This is a genomic window from Saccharopolyspora sp. 6V, from assembly GCF_020176785.1.
Classification (GTDB): domain Bacteria; phylum Actinomycetota; class Actinomycetes; order Mycobacteriales; family Pseudonocardiaceae; genus Saccharopolyspora_C; species Saccharopolyspora_C gregorii.
Window position 1 is genome coordinate 40,824 of the sequence record NZ_JAIUKB010000044.1, and the last position, 16,368, is coordinate 57,191.

Annotated in this window: 9 protein-coding genes; 6 read left to right on the forward strand and 3 right to left on the reverse strand. The window is 74.3% G+C overall.

Annotated elements, in window-relative coordinates; all coding sequences use genetic code 11:
* Positions 1–112: 112 nt before the first annotated feature.
* The 4 genes from LCD35_RS10280 to LCD35_RS10295 are packed head-to-tail and all read left to right on the forward strand — an operon-like array spanning position 113 to position 8,448.
* Positions 113–1,747 (forward strand): TIGR02677 family protein, encoded by a 1,635-nt coding sequence (locus LCD35_RS10280; protein ID WP_225044090.1) that lies wholly within the window; start codon positions 113–115, stop codon positions 1,745–1,747.
* Positions 1,744–3,000, forward strand: coding sequence for a TIGR02678 family protein (locus tag LCD35_RS10285; protein WP_225044091.1), 1,257 nt, complete (start codon positions 1,744–1,746; stop codon positions 2,998–3,000). Before LCD35_RS10280 ends, LCD35_RS10285 begins: the two co-directional genes overlap by 4 nt.
* Entirely contained in the window at positions 2,997–7,178 is a 4,182-nt protein-coding gene (locus tag LCD35_RS10290) for a TIGR02680 family protein (protein ID WP_225044092.1), read from the forward strand. Before LCD35_RS10285 ends, LCD35_RS10290 begins: the two co-directional genes overlap by 4 nt.
* Positions 7,171–8,448, forward strand: a complete 1,278-nt coding sequence (locus LCD35_RS10295) for a DUF2399 domain-containing protein (RefSeq protein ID WP_224956149.1) — start codon at positions 7,171–7,173, stop codon at positions 8,446–8,448. The genes LCD35_RS10290 and LCD35_RS10295 overlap by 8 nt, the downstream gene beginning before the upstream one ends.
* 122 nt (positions 8,449–8,570) lie before the next feature.
* Here the strand turns inward: LCD35_RS10295 and LCD35_RS10300 are convergent, their stop codons facing one another.
* Positions 8,571–9,827, reverse strand: coding sequence for an aminotransferase class I/II-fold pyridoxal phosphate-dependent enzyme (locus LCD35_RS10300; protein WP_224977517.1), 1,257 nt, complete (start codon positions 9,825–9,827; stop codon positions 8,571–8,573).
* A gap of 241 nt (positions 9,828–10,068) precedes the next feature.
* On the opposite strand from LCD35_RS10300, the gene LCD35_RS10305 reads away from it, so the two are divergent.
* The gene (locus LCD35_RS10305; RefSeq protein WP_225044098.1) at positions 10,069–11,589 is read left to right on the forward strand and encodes a peptide deformylase; all 1,521 of its coding nucleotides are present in this window, start codon (positions 10,069–10,071) and stop codon (positions 11,587–11,589) included.
* A gap of 447 nt (positions 11,590–12,036) precedes the next feature.
* The gene (locus tag LCD35_RS10310) at positions 12,037–13,251 is read left to right on the forward strand and encodes an alpha/beta hydrolase (RefSeq protein WP_225044093.1); all 1,215 of its coding nucleotides are present in this window, start codon (positions 12,037–12,039) and stop codon (positions 13,249–13,251) included.
* Positions 13,252–13,433: 182 nt separating this feature from the next.
* Here LCD35_RS10310 and LCD35_RS10315 read toward each other — a convergent pair whose 3' ends face one another.
* Together LCD35_RS10315 and LCD35_RS10320 are read right to left on the reverse strand one after the other, a co-directional pair.
* On the reverse strand, positions 13,434–14,921 hold the full coding sequence (locus LCD35_RS10315; protein ID WP_225044094.1) for a sodium:solute symporter family protein: 1,488 nt from the start codon (positions 14,919–14,921) through the stop codon (positions 13,434–13,436).
* Between the two features lie 179 nt (positions 14,922–15,100).
* Positions 15,101–16,366 carry a mannitol dehydrogenase family protein gene (locus LCD35_RS10320; RefSeq protein ID WP_225044095.1) on the reverse strand — a complete coding sequence of 422 codons (1,266 nt, stop codon included), beginning with the start codon at positions 16,364–16,366 and terminating at the stop codon, positions 15,101–15,103.
* Positions 16,367–16,368 lie beyond the last annotated feature (2 nt).

The following is a 16,368-nucleotide window of genomic DNA, read 5'->3' on the forward strand; positions in this document are numbered from 1 at the left end:
ACAGAACGCTACCGCTGTCCCGGAGCACCGCGGCGGGCGGCACGCACGCAGGGTGAGCGTTCGCCGGGCTGTCGACCGGGAGCACCGGCACCACGGGTTATCGTGGCCGACCGTGACGGCCCCGGATCACGAAGCTGACGTGCTGCGCGCGGGGGTGGCGGGCACCGAAGCCGACTCCGCCGCCCCCGCGCAGGCACCGGACGACGTTCGGGCGGACCAGCAGCGGTTGCGGCTGTTCGCCTACCTGAGCGCGCGCGAGCACCGCACCTACCTGGCGATCATGCGGTTGTTCACCTCGACGCTGCTCGCCGACCTGTCGATCGGCGAGGTGACCGCCGCGCTGGCCGCCGCCGAGCGCGAAGGCCGCATCGACCCTGGCGAGTCCGATGTGGACACCGTGGTGGAGCGGCTCAAGCAGCTGCGCAGCTGGGGGAACCTGGTGCTGGGCCGCCGGGAGACGATCGCGGCCAGCATCGCCGAGTTCCAGCACGGCAGCGTCCGCTACCAGGTCAGCAAGCTCGCCGTCCGGGTGCAGCGGGACATCGACGCGCTGCTGCGGGTCCCCGAGGGCGCCCGCGAGGTGTCCCGCGAGCTGCTGCCCGCCATCGAGCGCGGCCTCGGCGAGATCGGGTCGGCGCTGTCCGCCGCGCTCACCGCCGAGCACCGCGAACCGGGCTCGAAGCGCGCCCGGCAGACCAGGGAACGGCTCGCCGAGCACGTCACCACCGTGTTCCTGCAGCACGCCGAGCTCGCCGCCACGGTCCGCGACTTCTACGCCTACCTCGGCGAGATCGTCACCCGCCACCACCTGGCGCCGGACGAGATCTCCGGGTTCCGGAACCTGCTGGTCGAGTACATCCAGATGGTCGTGGAGGACGTGCTGCGGCACACCGAGACGATCGCGGGCTCGCTGGCCGGTCTGGCCGGGGCGCGCGGCGAGCTGCTGCGGCTGCTGGGCCCGGCCGACCAGCTGGGCACCGACGTGGAGCGGGCGCGCGGGCGGACCGCCGCGGACTGGCAGGAGCTCACCGACTGGTTCGTGGACGCGCCCGGCCGCCCCAGCCAGGTCGCGGCGCTGCGCGAGGCGACGGCGCGCGCCATCGGTTCGCTGCTGGCGAGCGTGAAGCGCGCGACCTCCGGCGGCGGGCTGCTGCCGGGCCGCCGCGGGGAGCTGCTGAAGCTGGCCCGCTGGTTCGACGAGGCCGAACCGCACGAGGCGCACCGGCTGTACGCGGCCGCGTTCGGGCTGCACTCGGCGCGGCACCTGCTGCCCGCCCCGGACTACGACAGCGACAACCACGACGTGCCGTGGCGGGACGGCCCGGTGCAGGACGTGGTGGTGAGCGTGCGCAGCCGCGGTGATCGCGGAGCGCGCGGCCGCACCTCGCGGGTGCTGGACGACCCGATGACCGAGGAGACGCTGCTCGCGGAAGCCCGCGAGGAGGACGCGCGGCGCGGCCGGGCCGTCGCCGAACTCGCCGCGGCGGGCGGGTCGCTCGCCGAGACGCGGCTGTCCGGGGAGGCGCTGGACGTGCTGTGCGAGCTGCTGACGCTGGCGATGGCGCAGCGCGACAGCGCCGACGACCCGGGCACCGCGCTCGACCCGGTGCACCGGCTGCGGGTCACGGTGCGGCCCGAACCGGGCACGCACACCCGCATCCGCAGCAGCGCGGGCGCGCTGACCCTCAACGACGCCGTGCTCGACGTGCGCGGCGACGGCGCGATCCCGGCGGAGGCGACCCGATGACGGCGGCGACGAGGTCCTTCGACGAGCTGTCGTCCATCGACGCCTCGAACGTGGTGCGCTGCGCCCGGGCGCTGCTGCGCCGCCCGCTGCTGCGGGAGGGCACCCCGGACGGCGACCTGCTGCCGATGATCTACCGGCAGCGGGCGGCGCTGCACGAGGTGTTCTCGGCGCTGCTGGGCTACCGGCTGGTGGTGGAGCGCCGGTTCGCGCGGCTCTACAAGTCCGGGCCGGGCGCGGACGCCACCCGCGGCGAACCCTCGCTGACGCCGCGCGGCTACGCCTACCTGGCGCTGACGCTGGCCACGCTCACCGGCATCGGGCGGCAGGTGCTGCTGTCCCGGCTGGTCACCGACGTGCGGGCCGCCGCGGTGGAGGCGGGCGTGCCGGTCGTGGACGACCCGGCGGACCGGCGGGCGCTGACCGCGGCGCTGCGGCACCTGGTGGCGCTCGGCGTGATCAGCGAGACCGAGGGCACCGTGACCGCGACCGACTCCACGGCCGAAGCGCTGATCACCATCGACACCGACCTGCTGGGCCAGCTGCCCGCGGGCCCGATCGGGGCCGCGGACGGCCCGGCCGAGCTGGTGGCGGCCGCGGCGCAGGCCGGGCCGCGCAGCGTCGAGCACGTGGTGCGGCGGCGGCTGGTGGAGGACCCGGTGGTGCTCTACGCCGACCTGCCCGCCGAGCAGCGCGACTGGCTGCTGAAGAACTTCGGCGTGGAATCCCGGCTGCTGGAGCGGTTCTTCGGCCTGGTCACCGAGGTCCGCTCCGAGGGCGTCGTGATCAGCGACCCCGAGGACTACCTGACCGACACCCCGTTCCCCGGCACCGGCACGGTCGCCCGGGTGGCGCTGCTGGCGCTGCCGCGGCTGCTGGAGCTCGGCGAACCCCGCGAGTCCGACGGCAGGCACCCGGTGACCCGGGACCAGCTCGCCGAGGTGTGCGCGGACCTGGTCGAGTCCTACCCGGCCGCGTGGTCCCGCCAGGCCACCGAAGAACCGGCGGAGCTGGTCCGCTCGGTCGCCGACCTGCTGCGCCGCCTCGGCGTGCTGCGCGGCGAGGCCGCCGACGGCACCGCCACCACCGGGGAGGATCATGGCGAGCTCACCTGGTGGCTGAGCCCGGCCGCGCACCGGTGGCTGCCGGAGCCCGACGCGACGCCCGCGCCCGGCCGGGAACCGGAACCCCCGCCGGCCCCGGAACCGCCGGGCCTGTCCCTGTTCGACGACCTGGAAGAGGACGGTGCACGGTGAGCCCCGACGACGCGACCGCAGCGGTGGACGCCACCGCCCCCCGCCCGGGCGACGCGACGCTCTCCGCGGGTCCGGTGCACCGCTGGCGGCTGCACCGCGGCGGCATCGTGAACATCTGGCAGTACGCCGAGCACACCTTCGACCTCTCCGGCGGGCGCGCGATCTTCCAGGGCACCAACGGTTCCGGGAAGTCCCGGACGCTGGAGCTGCTGCTGCCGCTGTGCCTGGACGGGGACCTGCGGCAGCTGGGTTCGAAGGGCTTCGACACGGTCAGCATCCGGCGCCTCATGCTGGACGAGTACCCGGGCGGGCCGAACCGGATCGGCTACGCGTGGGTGGAGCTGCGCCGCGAATCCCCCGACGGCGGCGAGGAGTTCCTGACCTGCGGCGTCGGGGTGAAGGCCTCGAAGACCTCGCAGGCGGTCAGCGACTCGTGGCGGTTCGTCACCTCGCGGCGGGTGGGGATCAACCTGCACCTGGTGGGCCCGGAGCGGGTGCCGCTGGGTCCCGCGCAGTTGCGGGACCTGCTGGGCGCGGACTGCGTGCTCGACGACCAAGGCTTCCGCGCGAAGGTCGCCGCGCAGGTCTACGGGGTGCCCGCGGCGCGCTACGGCGACCTGCTGCACCTGCAGCGCACGCTGCGGAACCCGGACGTGGGGCTGAAGGTGCTGGAAGGGCAGCTGGAGCAGATCCTCTCCGACGCGCTGCCGCCGCTGGAACCGGCGCTGATCGAGCGGCTGGCGAGCTCGTTCGACGACCTGGAGTCGATCCGGGAGAACATCGTCCGGCTCACCGGCGCTGACAAGGCGCTCGGCGCGTTCCTGTCCACCTACTCGGGTTATGCGCTGGGGGCGCTGCGGGAGCGGGCCGAGTCGATGCGCTCGGCGCAGGACCGGCTGGCGGTGCTGCGCAAGGAGCTCGCGAAGCTGGACCGCCAGGTCACCGCGCACCGCGAGGAGCGGGACACCGCGCAGCGCACCGTCGCCGAGCTGGAGCAGCGCGAGGGCACGCTGGAGTCGAGCATCGAGGCGCTGCGCTCGCACCCGGCGTACGCGGAGCTGCAGAACCTGCGGGACCGCGAACGCGTCGTGGAGGGCGCGCGGTCGGCGGCGGTCGCGGCGCTGGAGACCGCGGCCCGGCACCGCGCGCAGGAGGAGCGGTCGGCGGAGTCGGTGCTGGGCACGCTGCGCAGGCTGGTGGGCGACGCGGAATCCGCGGAGCAGGCGGCGCAGCGCGCGAACCGGCAGCTGGCCGCGGCCGGTCTGGACGGGAACCTGGTGCCGCGCCCGCCGGAGGTGCCGAAGGCGGAGCCGATCAGCGTGCCGGAACGGGTGCGGGCCGCGCCGGAACCGGACGCGGAGCCGCTGGAGGTGGACCGGCGCAGCGCACCCGAGGTGGACACCGACGACCTGGCGCGCCGGTTCCGCACCGTCGCCGACCGGTCCGCGCAGGCGAGCGCGGAGGCGCAGCGCCGCGGCGCGTGGACGTTGACCTTGCACCAGCAGGCGGTGGAGCTGGACCGGCAACGCGAGCAGGTCGGCAAGCTGCAGCAGCAGGCTCGGCAGGCGCAGCTGATCGCCACCGAGTCCGTCGGCAGGCGCAACCAGGCGCAGCAGCGGCTGCAGGAGGCGGCGGCGGACTGGCGGAACCGGGCGCAGCGCTGGGGATCCGAGCATCCGGAGTCCATCGTGGACGATCCGGTGCCGGAGCCGCCCGCGCAGGAACGGCTGCTGGCGGACCGGTCCGCGGCGCGCGCCGCGCAGGAACGCGCGCGGCAGTGGGCGCGGCCGCGGCTGCAGGAGGCGCGGCAGCGGATCTCCGCGGTGGAGCGGGAACTCGGCGAGGTGCGCGCCCAGGTCCGCACCGGGGAGCAGGAGCTCGCCGAACTGCGCTCCGGGGTCGAGCGCACCCCGGCCCGCCCGGACTGGGCGGCCGCGGAGCGCGCCGAGCAGGACGGGCGCGCGTTCTACCGGCTGGTGGACTTCCAGCCGTCCCTCGACGACGCGCAGCGCGCCGGGCTGGAGGCCGCGCTGCAGGCGTCCGGCCTGCTCAACGCGTGGGTGTCCGCGCGGGGCACCGTCGCCGGTTTCGAGGACGTGCTGGCGGTGCCGGGTGAGCCGGGTTCGGCCGGGACGCTGGCGGAGCTGCTGGTGCCCGCGCCGGAGCCGGGTTGCCCGGTGCCCGCGGAGCAGGTCGCCGCACTGCTCGCCTCCGTGTCCACAGTGGACGCGGCGGGGCTGTCGGTGGACACCTCGGGCCGCTGGCGCGCCGGGGTGCTCTCGGGTGCGTGGCACAAGGAATCCGCCGAGTACGTCGGCGCGGGGGCCCGCGAGCGGTCCCGGGCCCGGCGCATCGCCGAACTGGAGGAGCAGCTGGCCGCGCTGCGCGAGCAGATCGGTGACGTGGAGAAGCGGCACCGCGAGGCCACCGAGCACGGCGACGCGCTCGAACGCCACCTCGAATCCTTCCCCGACGACGCCGACCTGGTGACCGCGCACGCCCAGGTCGCCACCGCCACCGACGCCGCCGAGGACGCCGACCGGCACGCCAAGCAGGCCCGCGGCGAACTCGACGAGACCGACCAGCGCTGGCAGGCGACCCGCGCCGAACTGGTGCGCGCCGCGGGCGAAGCGGACCTGCCGCCGGAGACGCAGGCGCTGGAGCAGGCCAACCGGGCCGCGACCGAGGCCCGCACTGCCATCGACGCGCTGCACGAGGTGCTCGAATCGCGCTGCCTGGCGACGCTGGCGGACCTGCGCGACATCGCGCTGCACCACGACGCCGCGGTCGCCGACCGGATGGAAGCCGAATCGCAGGCCGAGCAGCGCTGCGCCGAGCACACCGAGCAGGCCGCCGGGCTCACCGAGCTCAACGACGCCGTCGGCGGGCAGGCGCAGGAGATCTCCGGGAAGGTCGGCGAGCTGGAGCGGGAACGCGCCCGGCTGCGCGAGGACCTGCCCGCCGCGCGGGAGCGGATCAGCACCGCCCGCGAGCAGGTGGTGCGGCTGGAGACCCAGCAGGAGACCAAGCACGCCCAGCTCGCCGGCCGCGAAGCCGACGCCGAGGCCGCGTCCACCGCGTTCACCGCCGCGCTGCGGGTGCCGGGCGCGTGGGCCGCGGCCGAGGTGGTGCCCGCCGAGGACGACGCGGACCGGAACGCGGAACCGCCCGCCGACCCGGCGGAGGCCGCCGAGCTGCTCGCCGCGGCCGGCGACCGCAAGACCGCGGGCGAAACGGCCGTGCTCAACCGGTTCCAGGCGTTGCAGCAGTCGCTCAGCGGCGGCTACGACATCACCGCGGGCGACCAGCAGGGCCTGCTCACCGTCACCGTCACCGGCGAGGAGGGGCCGCAGCCGGTCGCGGACGCCGCCCGCCGCGTCGCCGAACGCCTCGCCGAGCAGCGCGGGTTCCTCAACGAGCGCTACCGGTCGATCTTCGCCGACTACCTGATCCGCGACCTCGCCGAACGCCTGCGCGGCCAGGTGACGGTGGCCGAGGACCTGTGCAAGCGGATGAACGAGGTCCTCGACGGCGCCCGCTCCAGCCAGGGCGTGCACGTCCAGCTGGAGTGGGAACCGGCGCCGTCGCTGGGCGACGACATCAAGCAGGCCGTCGACCTGGTGCGCACCCCGTTCGCCGACCGCAGCGACGACCAGGACTCGTTGCTGCGCAAGGTGTTCACCGACCTCATCGAGGCCGAGCGGGACAGCGCCTCCGGCGGCTACGCGGAGATCCTGTCCCGGGCGCTGGACTACCGCTCCTGGTTCGCGTTCACCGTGCGCGTCCGCGACACCGGCCCCGAGGGCAAGCCGCGGGTGCGCCGGTTGCGGCAGCTGTCCTCCGGCGAGACGCGGCTGATCTCCTACGTGACGCTGTTCGCCGCGGCCGCCGCGTTCTACGACGCGGTGAGCGTGTCCTCCGGCGGGCGCGGGCCGCTGCGGCTGGTGCTGCTGGACGAGGCGTTCGAGCGGCTGGACGATCCGACGATCGCGCGGATGCTGGGGCTGCTGGTGGACCTGGACATGGACTGGCTGATCACCTGGCCCAGCGGGTGGGGCGTGTCGCCGAAGATCCCGAAGATGCACATCTACGACGTGCTGCGGCCGCGCAGCGGGCACGGCATCGCCTGCACCCACACGACGTGGGACGGTCGGGACATGGAGCGCACTGATGGCTGAGGTGTCCGCGCGGGTCCGCGAGCAGGTCCGCGCCGCGTGGGGCGGTGCGGTGCTGCGCGAGTTCTGGGCGCAGGCCCGGGAAGCGCTGGAATCGGCGAAGCGGCCGGACCGGTTCTCCGTCGCGCTGCCCGACGAGACGACCCGCGCCGCGGTCAGCGAGATCTACGGCCGGGAGCTGTACCTCGGGCACTCCCGGATCATGGTGGCGAAGCTGGACCAGGTGCTGCGCGCCGACGGCCGGTTCGGGCTCGGGCTGGCGCAGGTGCTGGAGGTGCTGCACGGCGAGCCCGTCGCCACCGCCGGTTCCGGTGCGCCGGCACCGGAATCCGCCGCGATCGCGCAGGCGCGCGCGGCCCTCGCCGCGCACGGCCTGGACCGCTCGCCGTGGGCGGAGGCGTGGGCGCGCTGGCTGCACCAGTACGGCCGCGTCGCCGAGGCCGAGCTGCCGCGGCTCACCGACCGGGCCGGGTCGGTGCTGGCCGCGCTCGCCCTGGACCCGGGCGCGGCCCCGGCGGTGTGGGTGTCCCGCGCCGACCTCGCCACGCCGGACGAGCCGACCGAGCTCGACGACGGCGGCGCGCTGAGCCGCATCGTGCTGCGCGCCGCCGCGCTCGCCCACCACGTGGACCCGCCCGCCGGCGAACGGGAGCGCCGGTCGTTGTGGGAGCGCTGCGGGGTGACCGTGGACGACGTGGCGGGCACGGTGCTGAGCTGGGCGCTGCCGCTGCGCGGCGCGGACGCCTGGTCCCGGTCGATCACCGGCCGCACCGAGCTGGGCCTGCCCACGCACCTCACCCACCGCGACCTGGCGGCCGCCCCGGAACGGCTCGTCGAACCCGGCGCGGTGGTGGCGGTGTGCGAGCGGCCGCGGCTCGTGGAGGCGTCGGTGCGGGCGGGGATCCGGCATCCGCTGGTGTGCGTGTCGGGCACCCCGTCGACGGTGGCGCTGGCGCTGCTGGACCGGCTGCGGGCGGACGGCGCGCTGCTGCGCCACCACGGGGACTTCGACTGGCCGGGCATCGCGGTCGCCCGCTCGCTGTGGTCGGAGCGCCAGGTGGGGTTGTGGCGCATGTCGGCGGCCGACTACCGGGCCGCGGTGGACCGGGCCGCGCGGGAGCGGCTGGACCTGCCGAACCTCGTCGGCACCCCGGTCGAGACGCCGTGGGACCCGGAGCTGGCGGAGCTCATGTCCACCGCGTCCCGCGCGGTGGAGGAGGAGACGTTCCTGTCCACCCTCCTGGACGACCTCCGCACCGGGACGCTCCCCTGATCGGCCTGTCCCGTCCCGCCGCGGGGCGGGCGAACCGCTGAGGTTCCGCCACCTGGTGCTGCGCGGCGGAAGTGGGGGCGGGGCAATGCCCGCGCCCGAGCCACGGGAGCGGACGCCGGCGATCAGGTGGGTTCGATCAGCGTGCGGTGGTGGGTGACGACCTTCCGGAAGGCGCGGACGTAGCCCTCCGCCAAGGCCGGGTCGTCGTGCGGGACGGTGACGGTGAGGGTGTTGCGGTGCCTGCGCTCGGCCCGCGGGTACTGCCCGGCGCGGTAGCGCGGCCACCCCTCCGGCAGGTTCGGGAACATCCGGTTCGGCGCGTCGAACAGCGGGTGCTCGTTCAGCGGCCGCGGCGCCCGCGGGTGGTCCACCTCCAGGCAGCCCTCGGCGCGCAGCGCGGCGACGAGCGCGTCCACCGGCAGCCCGCCCAGCTCCTCCGGCCGGTGGACCAGCGCCAGCGCGTACCAGGCGGGCGCCACCCGCGCCGGCACCTCCGGCACACCGATGCCGGGCAACCCGCGCAGCTCCGCGATCATGTGCGCGGCCAGCTGCCGCCGCCCGCCGAGCCTGCGGTCCAGCTCGTCGAGCTGGCCCAGCGCGAGCGCCGCCGCCAGCGGGTGGATCCGCTGCGCCAGCCCGGTCCCGGTGACGACGTAGCGGCGCAGCGGGTGGTCGATGGGGATCTCGCCGCGGCACCTGGCGCCGTCCTGGCCGTGCAGCAGCACCCGGTGGTGCAGGTCGTCGACGTCGGTGAGCACGAACCCGCCCTCCCCCGCCGACAGCGGCTTCGACCCGCCCATGCTGAACGCCGCCACGTCCCCGAAGGTGCCGACGCGCCGCCCGCCGACCGCGGCACCGTGCGCGTGCGAGCCGTCCTCCACCAGCCGCAGCCCGCGCCGCTCGGCGATCTCCGCGAGCGCCTCGATCCGGGCGGGCACGCCCCACAGGTGGGTGGCCACGATCGCCTTGGTGAACGGCGTGATCGCCGCTTCCACCTGCAGCGGATCGATGTTGCCCAGCTCGTCGCAGTCGACCAGCACCGGTTTGACCCGCAGGTGGAACAGCGGCGTCGCGGTGGGGTGCGCGGTGTAGGCGGGCACGATCACCTCGTCGCCCTCGGCCAGCCCCAGCGCCGAGTACGCGGCGTGCAGCGCGGCCGTCCCGGACGAGGTGGCGACCGCGTGCCGCACGCCGAAGAACTCGGCCAGCTTCCCCTCCAGCTCGGCGATGATCCCGGTGCGGCCGGGCAGCGACACCGCGCTGTAGAGCTGCGCGGTGACCGCGACCGCGGTGTTGATGTCCACCGGCGGCCAGGAGATCTGCGGGCCTGCGGTCCGCACCACGGGGGGACCGCCGTGGATCGCCAAGGGGCTGCTCACATGATCAGATCCTTCGGGTCCGCGCCGCGGGAACGGGGCCGGAAGGCGCGAAATAGTTGTGCGTGCGAAGACTTCTGGGGACATTTTTCGCTCAGCTACCCGCCATCTGTGTGAAACGTGCCGTCGCCGTCGGAGAACCTCGACTCAAGGGGATCGCACGCCCCGGGAGTGTGCGTAGGCTGAGCGCTCGCTCACGGTGAGCTCACGCACACGCACGCCGGACACGATGGGGATGGTGACCATGACCGGCCAGGCGAAAGCGGACCTGGACGCCGCAGCCGAACAAGACGCGTTCGTCGCCGAATTCCGGCGCTGGCGCGACGTTCGCGGCCTCTCCAGATCCGCGCTGGCCCGGGAGATGGGCTACAGCCGGTCGTACGTGTCGAAGGTCGAGAGCGGCGGGGAGCACGCCTCCCGCGAGTTCGCGCAGGCCGCCGACGGCGCGTTGAACGCGGGCGGCTCGCTGCGGCGCGCCTGGCGGGAGCAGAACGCGGTTCCCGCTCCGCGCAAGCCCAGCCCGCCCCAGCACGCCGCCCCGGCCATCGAACCCGCGGGCGGGCTGGTGGTCGAGCACGATCACGCGGAACTGTTCTACGTCAACGGTTCCTACCGCGCCACCATGCGGCGACATCTGGTCAACAACGGCACCGAGCCGATCACCCGCTACCTGATCCGCGTCTCGGTGGACCGGTTCCCCGGCGACCCCGAACGCTCCAACCGGCTGTACCGGGACAATCCGCTGACGTGGGAGGAGATCGACCTCCAGGCCTGGCACGGGGAGAAGCGCCAGGAACCGATGCGCTGGAGCGTGCAGCACGACCGGGACGCGTTCAAGGAGGTGTGGCTGCTCTTCGCGAACGACTCGGGCCGATTCCCCCTGTATCCCGGGGAAAGCGCGTGGATCGAGTACACCTACACCGTCAGCGACGACAAGTGGGGCCACTGGTTCCGGCGGGCCGTGCGGCTGCCCACGACGCGGTTATCGGTGACGTTGAACTTCCCCACCGAGCTGGACCCCGCGGTGTGGGGCCTGCACACCTCGATGACCGCGGAATCCATGCCGTTCCACACCGCGATCGAAACCCGCCACGAGCAGGGCCGCACGATCTACGCGTGGTCCACCGAAGATCCGCCGCTGCACGCGCGGTACCGGCTGGAGTGGCACTTCCGCAACGACTCCCCCACCGCGCCGTCCGGGCCGCCGAAACCCAGCGAGACCATGACCGCGCTCGGCATCGTGCAGGAGGGCGATCCGATGCTGCGCCGTTCGGCACGGCCGTTCACGCTGCCTGCCGAGGCGGAGGACGCCCGCCGCGTGATCAACGAGCTGCACTCGGCGACGCAGCGCATCTCGAAGGCGCACACCTTCGGCAAGGGCATGGGCATCGCGGCGCCGCAGATCGGCATCGAGCGGGCCGCGGCCATCGTCCGCCCGCCCGGCAGCGACGACCTGATCACGTTGCTGAACCCGCGCGTCATCGAATCCGGCGAGCAGGGCGACGAGCAGTACGAGGGGTGCTTGAGCTTCTTCGACGTGCGCTGCCTCGTGCCGCGCCCGGCGGTGGTGCACGTGGAGCACCAGGACATCACCGGGGAACGCCGGATCACGATCTTCGAGCGGGGCGTGGCGCGGCTGGTGGCGCACGAGGTGGACCACCTCTACGGGGTGCTGTGCAGCGACCACCTGCGGCCGGACGTGGCGCCGATCCCGGTGGAGCAGTACCGCGGCACCGGCTCGAACTGGCACTACCCGGAGGGCTGATCTGCCTGCTGCTGCTCGCTGAGCGGGTGGCGGAACCTCAGCTGCCTTCTCGCTCGCGGGATCTTTTTCCAAGTGGCTCCGCCACGAGGGAAAAGCTGTCCTCGCGAGAGGGCAGCTGAGAACCCGCGGGTGGTCCGGTTGCTTGCTGGGTCGCCGCTCAGCGGCTTCGCCGCTGACAGGAGGAAGATGCCGGGGGCGGTGATCGGCTTTGCGGTGTTCACGTAACGTTGCGTAATCGATTCGTGGGGGCGGGAAGGGCTCTCGAACGGGGGAGGACGCGCGGGTTTTCAAGATCGACGCACGTTCGCGCACGTTCTTTCGGGTAGTGTGCGGCCGCGGCGCTTGGACGGTCCCACCTGGCGCGGGACCATCGGAGCAAGGCTCGCGGCACCGGTCCACCCACCCTCCTGGACCGGACAAGCCCACCCGGAGCCGACGGAGGCGGCCATGTTCACCTTTCCCGTGGAACCAGCGGATCTGTTCACCGAGCGTGCTCGGAACTTCCGAAGCTGGGGCGTGCCGACGGCGGTGATCGCCCGCGTCCGGCACCGCGTCGACGACGTGTGGGGGCGCGGCCGCACCGGCTGGGCCCCGGTCTGGGCGGAGGAGGCCCGGCGCGCCGAGATCGAGCAGGACTGGGCGCGCGCCGCCGCCTGCTGGGGCGCCGCCCGGTTCCCCTGCCTCGCCACCGCGGACCGGCGGGAGGCCTACGCCCGCCAGCTGGACTGCTTCCGGCACGCCACCGCGAACCTGCCCGTCGCGTTCCGGCGCTACCAGCTCGACGTCCCCTACCGGCAGCGGTCCACCCGCGTCACCGCGCACGTCTACCGGCGGCGCCGCGGCGTGAGCGACCAGCTGCTGCTGCTCTGCGGCGGCGTCGACACCTGGAAGGTCGAGCTGCACCGGATGGCGCTGCGCATCTCGCTGGTCAGCGGGCTCACCGTCGCCGCCGTCGACATGCCCGGCACCGGCGAGTCCCGGGTGCCGCTGGCCGCCGACGCCGACCTGCTGCTCGCGGGCACCGCCCGGCAGCTCGCCGACCGCACCCGGTGCGCGAAGACCGCGGTGCTCGGCCTGAGCTTCGGCGGGCACTGGGCGGCGAAGCTCGCGCTCACCGGCAGGGTCGACGCCGCCATCGACCTCGGCGGGCCGATCGGGGCGTGCGGCTCCGCCGTCGACGTGCTCGGGCTGCCGCACGGCATGGCCGGGTCCGTCGGCAACGCGCTGCACCTGGCCGAGCTGCCCGGGCGGGCCGAAGCCGACCGGTTCTCCCTGGAGTTCTCGCTGCGCAGGCAGGGCCTGCTCAGCACCCGGTCCGCGGCCCCGCTGCTGGCGATCAACGGCACCGGCGACCCGTACGTGCCGCTGCGGGACACCATCGCGCTCGCCGACCGGCCGGAGGCGGAGGTCTGGCTGGTGCCCGGCACCGGGCACTGCGCGCGGGAACGGCTGCCGCGGGTGCTGCCGCCCGCCATCGCCTGGTTGCTGGCGGAGCTCTCGCCGCGCTCGGTGCGCAGGCAGCTCGCCGCGCGGGCGCTGCGCACCTCGCTCGGCGACGCCGTCACCGGCCCCGCGCACGTCACCGGCACCGACGGGCACGTCGAGACGATCAGCGCCCGCACCCGCCGCCCGCACCGCGCGACCGGCCCCGGCGCCGCCTGAGCCACCGGCCGCCTCGCGGATGGACGGCTCCGTCGCCCGGTGCTCCTCCGGGTGGGTGCGTCGCTGTCGATCGGTGCGCTCGCACCGGTGTCGGGCCGGGGCGCGCGCTCCCGGCCCCGATCGCAACCGTGACCCGCGTTCGAGCGGCCGCGAACGCCGAACCCCGCGCGGCCGCCGCGGGCTCACGTCGCGGCGGGCTCCGGCTCCGGATCGCGGGTGAGCGCCTCGGCGATCTCCTCCGCCGCGGGCGGAGCATCCCGGTACCAGGCGCCGACCGCCACGAACAGCAGCAACGACACGAGCACCGGCGAGACCACCGTGATCGCCTCGGACAGCCCCAACGCGTACTTCGCGAGCGCGAAGGTGAGCAGTCCGCCCGCCCAGGAGCTCAGCGCGGCGGTGGGCCCGACGTGCCGGAACGGCCGCAGCATCCCCAGCATCATCGGGATCGAGATCGGCCCGATCAGCGCGCCCACCCAGGCGACGATGATGCCCAGCACGCCGCCGAGGTTCTCCGCGTTCAGCGCGAGCACCACGCTGAGGAACACGAACACCACCGTGAGCACCCGGCCCGCCCGCAGGAACTGCTCGTCGGTGAACTCCCCGGCACGGCGCCACACCCGCGGCAGCACGTCGCGGGTCATCACCGCCGAGATCGCGGTGGCGTCGGACGCGGCCATCGCCATCGTGTGCGAGAAGACGCCGACCAGCACCAGCCCCAGCAGCCCGGCGGGCAGGAACTGCAAGGCCATCTCGGCGTAGACGTCCTCGGAGTTCTCCACCCGCACCAGCAACGGCGCCGCGAACATCGGCAGCATCAGCACGACGGGCCACACCAGGTAGAGCGCGCTGGACAGCAGCGCCGTGCGCCGCGCCGCCGCCGAGGTGGGGGTGGCGATGTAGCGCTGCGCCAGGTTCCACATGCCGCCGTTGTACTCGAACGTCTTCACCAGCACGTACACCAGCAGGAAGTACGCCGGATAGCTGCTCGTGGTCGGCGAGGTGTGGCCCGCCGGTAACGCGGACCAGAAGTTCGCGTAGCTGAACCCCCGGTCCGCCAAGGCGATGCCGACCGCACCGATCATCGCGAACGCCGCGACCCCCTGGATCACGAACTGCCCCAGCTCGGTGAGCGCGTCGGCCCACAACCCGCCCGCGGTGCAGTACACCAGCGTCACCGCCGCGGTGATCACGATGCCCCAGCCGAGCGGGATGCCGACGAACTTGTTGAGCAGCAACGCGATCGCCGACCACTTGGCCGCCACGTCGAACACCTTCAGCAGCGAACCGCTCCACGCCAGCACCTGCTGGGTGGGCACGTTGAACCGCCGGGCGAGGTACTCCAGCGGGGAGGCGATGCGGTAGTGCGTGCGCAGCCGGTTCCACTTGGGGGCGAACAGGAAAGCCCCGATGCCGGTCGCGACGGCCAGCGGGAACATGAACACGACGTAGGACACGATGCCCTGGTCGTAGGCGACCCCGGCGTAGGCGACGAACACGACGGCGCTGTAGCCGGACATGTGGTGCGAGATCCCGGCCAGCCACCACGGCATCCGGCCGCCCGCCGTGAAGAAGTCCGCGGTGTCGGCGACCTGGCGATGCGCCCAGACACCGATCGCCAGCATGATCAGCAGATACCCTGCGATGATCACCCAGTCCAACGGGTGCATGTGGTGTCCCTTCCCTGGCCGGAGGAATCCCGCTCTCACGTCGTTGTGGGGGTTCGCCGCCGGCGCGGCTCTCGGGCGGTGCGGAGTGCGTTCAAGCTAGGGAGGCGGGACATCCGCGGCAATCGGTTGCCACTACTTGCCACGGGGTCGCGGGCAACGGTCCGCCGGCGCGCACGCCGCTAGGGCTCGTCGCCGGCGGTGCCCGGGACCTCGGCGTCGATCGCCGCGATCAGCTCGTCGTCCGAGGCCAGGTCCGCGTCGAGGGCCGCGAGCACCGCGCGGGCGCCGGAACGCGCCGCCGGTACGAGGTCCGCGGACCTCGGATCGCGGACGGCACCGCCGCGGAGGTGGGCGATCCACGCGGCGAGCACCACCACCGCGGCCTCCGGCAGCCGACCGGCGCCGCGTTCGCGGTGCAGCACCGGCAGGACGCGCGCCGGGATCTTCTGCGAACCGTCCACCGCGATCTGCCGCAACCGGTGCTCGACGCCCGGTGCCGCGAAGCGCCGCCGCAGCGCGGCCCGGTACTCGTCGAGTTCCGCGGCGGGCAGCGGCAGGTGCCGCGCGGCGGTGTCCCACCACGACTCGATCAGCCCCGCGAGCACGGGATCGTCCATCGCCTCCCGCACCGTGGCCCGGCCGCGGCCCGGCGCGGCGTAGGCGAGCAGGCTGTGCGCGCCGTTGAGCAGCCACAACTTCCGCCGCTGGTAGTCGTCGACGGAGTCGAGCGGCCGCGCGCCCCCCCCGCCCCCGCGCGGCCGCCCGCCGGGGAAGTCGCCCGCCAGCAGCCATTCCGCGTACGGCTCGGTCACCACCGGCACCGCGTCGCGGATCCCGCCCAGCTCGTGCACGGCCCGCACGTCGGCGGGTGTGGTGGCGGGCGTGATCCGGTCCACCACGGTGCTCACGACCGACACCCCGGCTTCCAGCCATGCCGCGAACGCCGCGTCGCCATCCGCCGCCGCCTCGCGCAGCACCGAACGCAGCACCGCGCCGTTGTCCGGCACGTTGTCGCAGGGCACCAAAGTGATCGGTGCGGCGGAGGCGCGGAACCGCGCCCGCAATCCCGCTACCAGCCGGGAGATCGCGGAGTCCTGACCCGGCGGCGGCACCCGGTAGGCCGCCTCCGTCACGGTGAGCGTCACCACCGCCACCTCGGGCGCGGCGAGGTCGGCGAGCCACTGGTCCGCCTCCGCTCCCGCGTGCGCGCGGCTGATCGAGCCGACGGTGCGCACCGGTTCGTCCGCACCGCGCACCAGCAGCGAGTACATCCCGCCCTGCGCCGTGAGCGCCGCGGGCAGCTCGGTGCTGCGGAACGTGTAGGCGGCGATGCCCCACTCCGGATCGGCGGCGGTGTAGACGGCCTGGTGCGCGCGGTGGAACCCGCCGAGCCCCAGGTGCACGGCGCGGACGGGGGCGGGCTCGGCGTCCCGGTTCAGCAGCACGA

Bases quoted from the DNA above. Each gene is read 5' to 3' on its own strand.
- LCD35_RS10305 (WP_225044098.1), top strand. From the start codon at position 10,069: ATGACCGGCCAGGCGAAAGCGGACCTGGACGCCGCAGCCGAACAAGAC.
- LCD35_RS10310 (WP_225044093.1), top strand. From the start codon at position 12,037: ATGTTCACCTTTCCCGTGGAACCAGCGGATCTGTTCACCGAGCGTGCT.
- LCD35_RS10285 (WP_225044091.1), top strand. From the start codon at position 1,744: ATGACGGCGGCGACGAGGTCCTTCGACGAGCTGTCGTCCATCGACGCC.
- LCD35_RS10315 (WP_225044094.1), bottom strand. From the start codon at position 14,921: ATGCACCCGTTGGACTGGGTGATCATCGCAGGGTATCTGCTGATCATG.
- LCD35_RS10295 (WP_224956149.1), top strand. From the start codon at position 7,171: ATGGCTGAGGTGTCCGCGCGGGTCCGCGAGCAGGTCCGCGCCGCGTGG.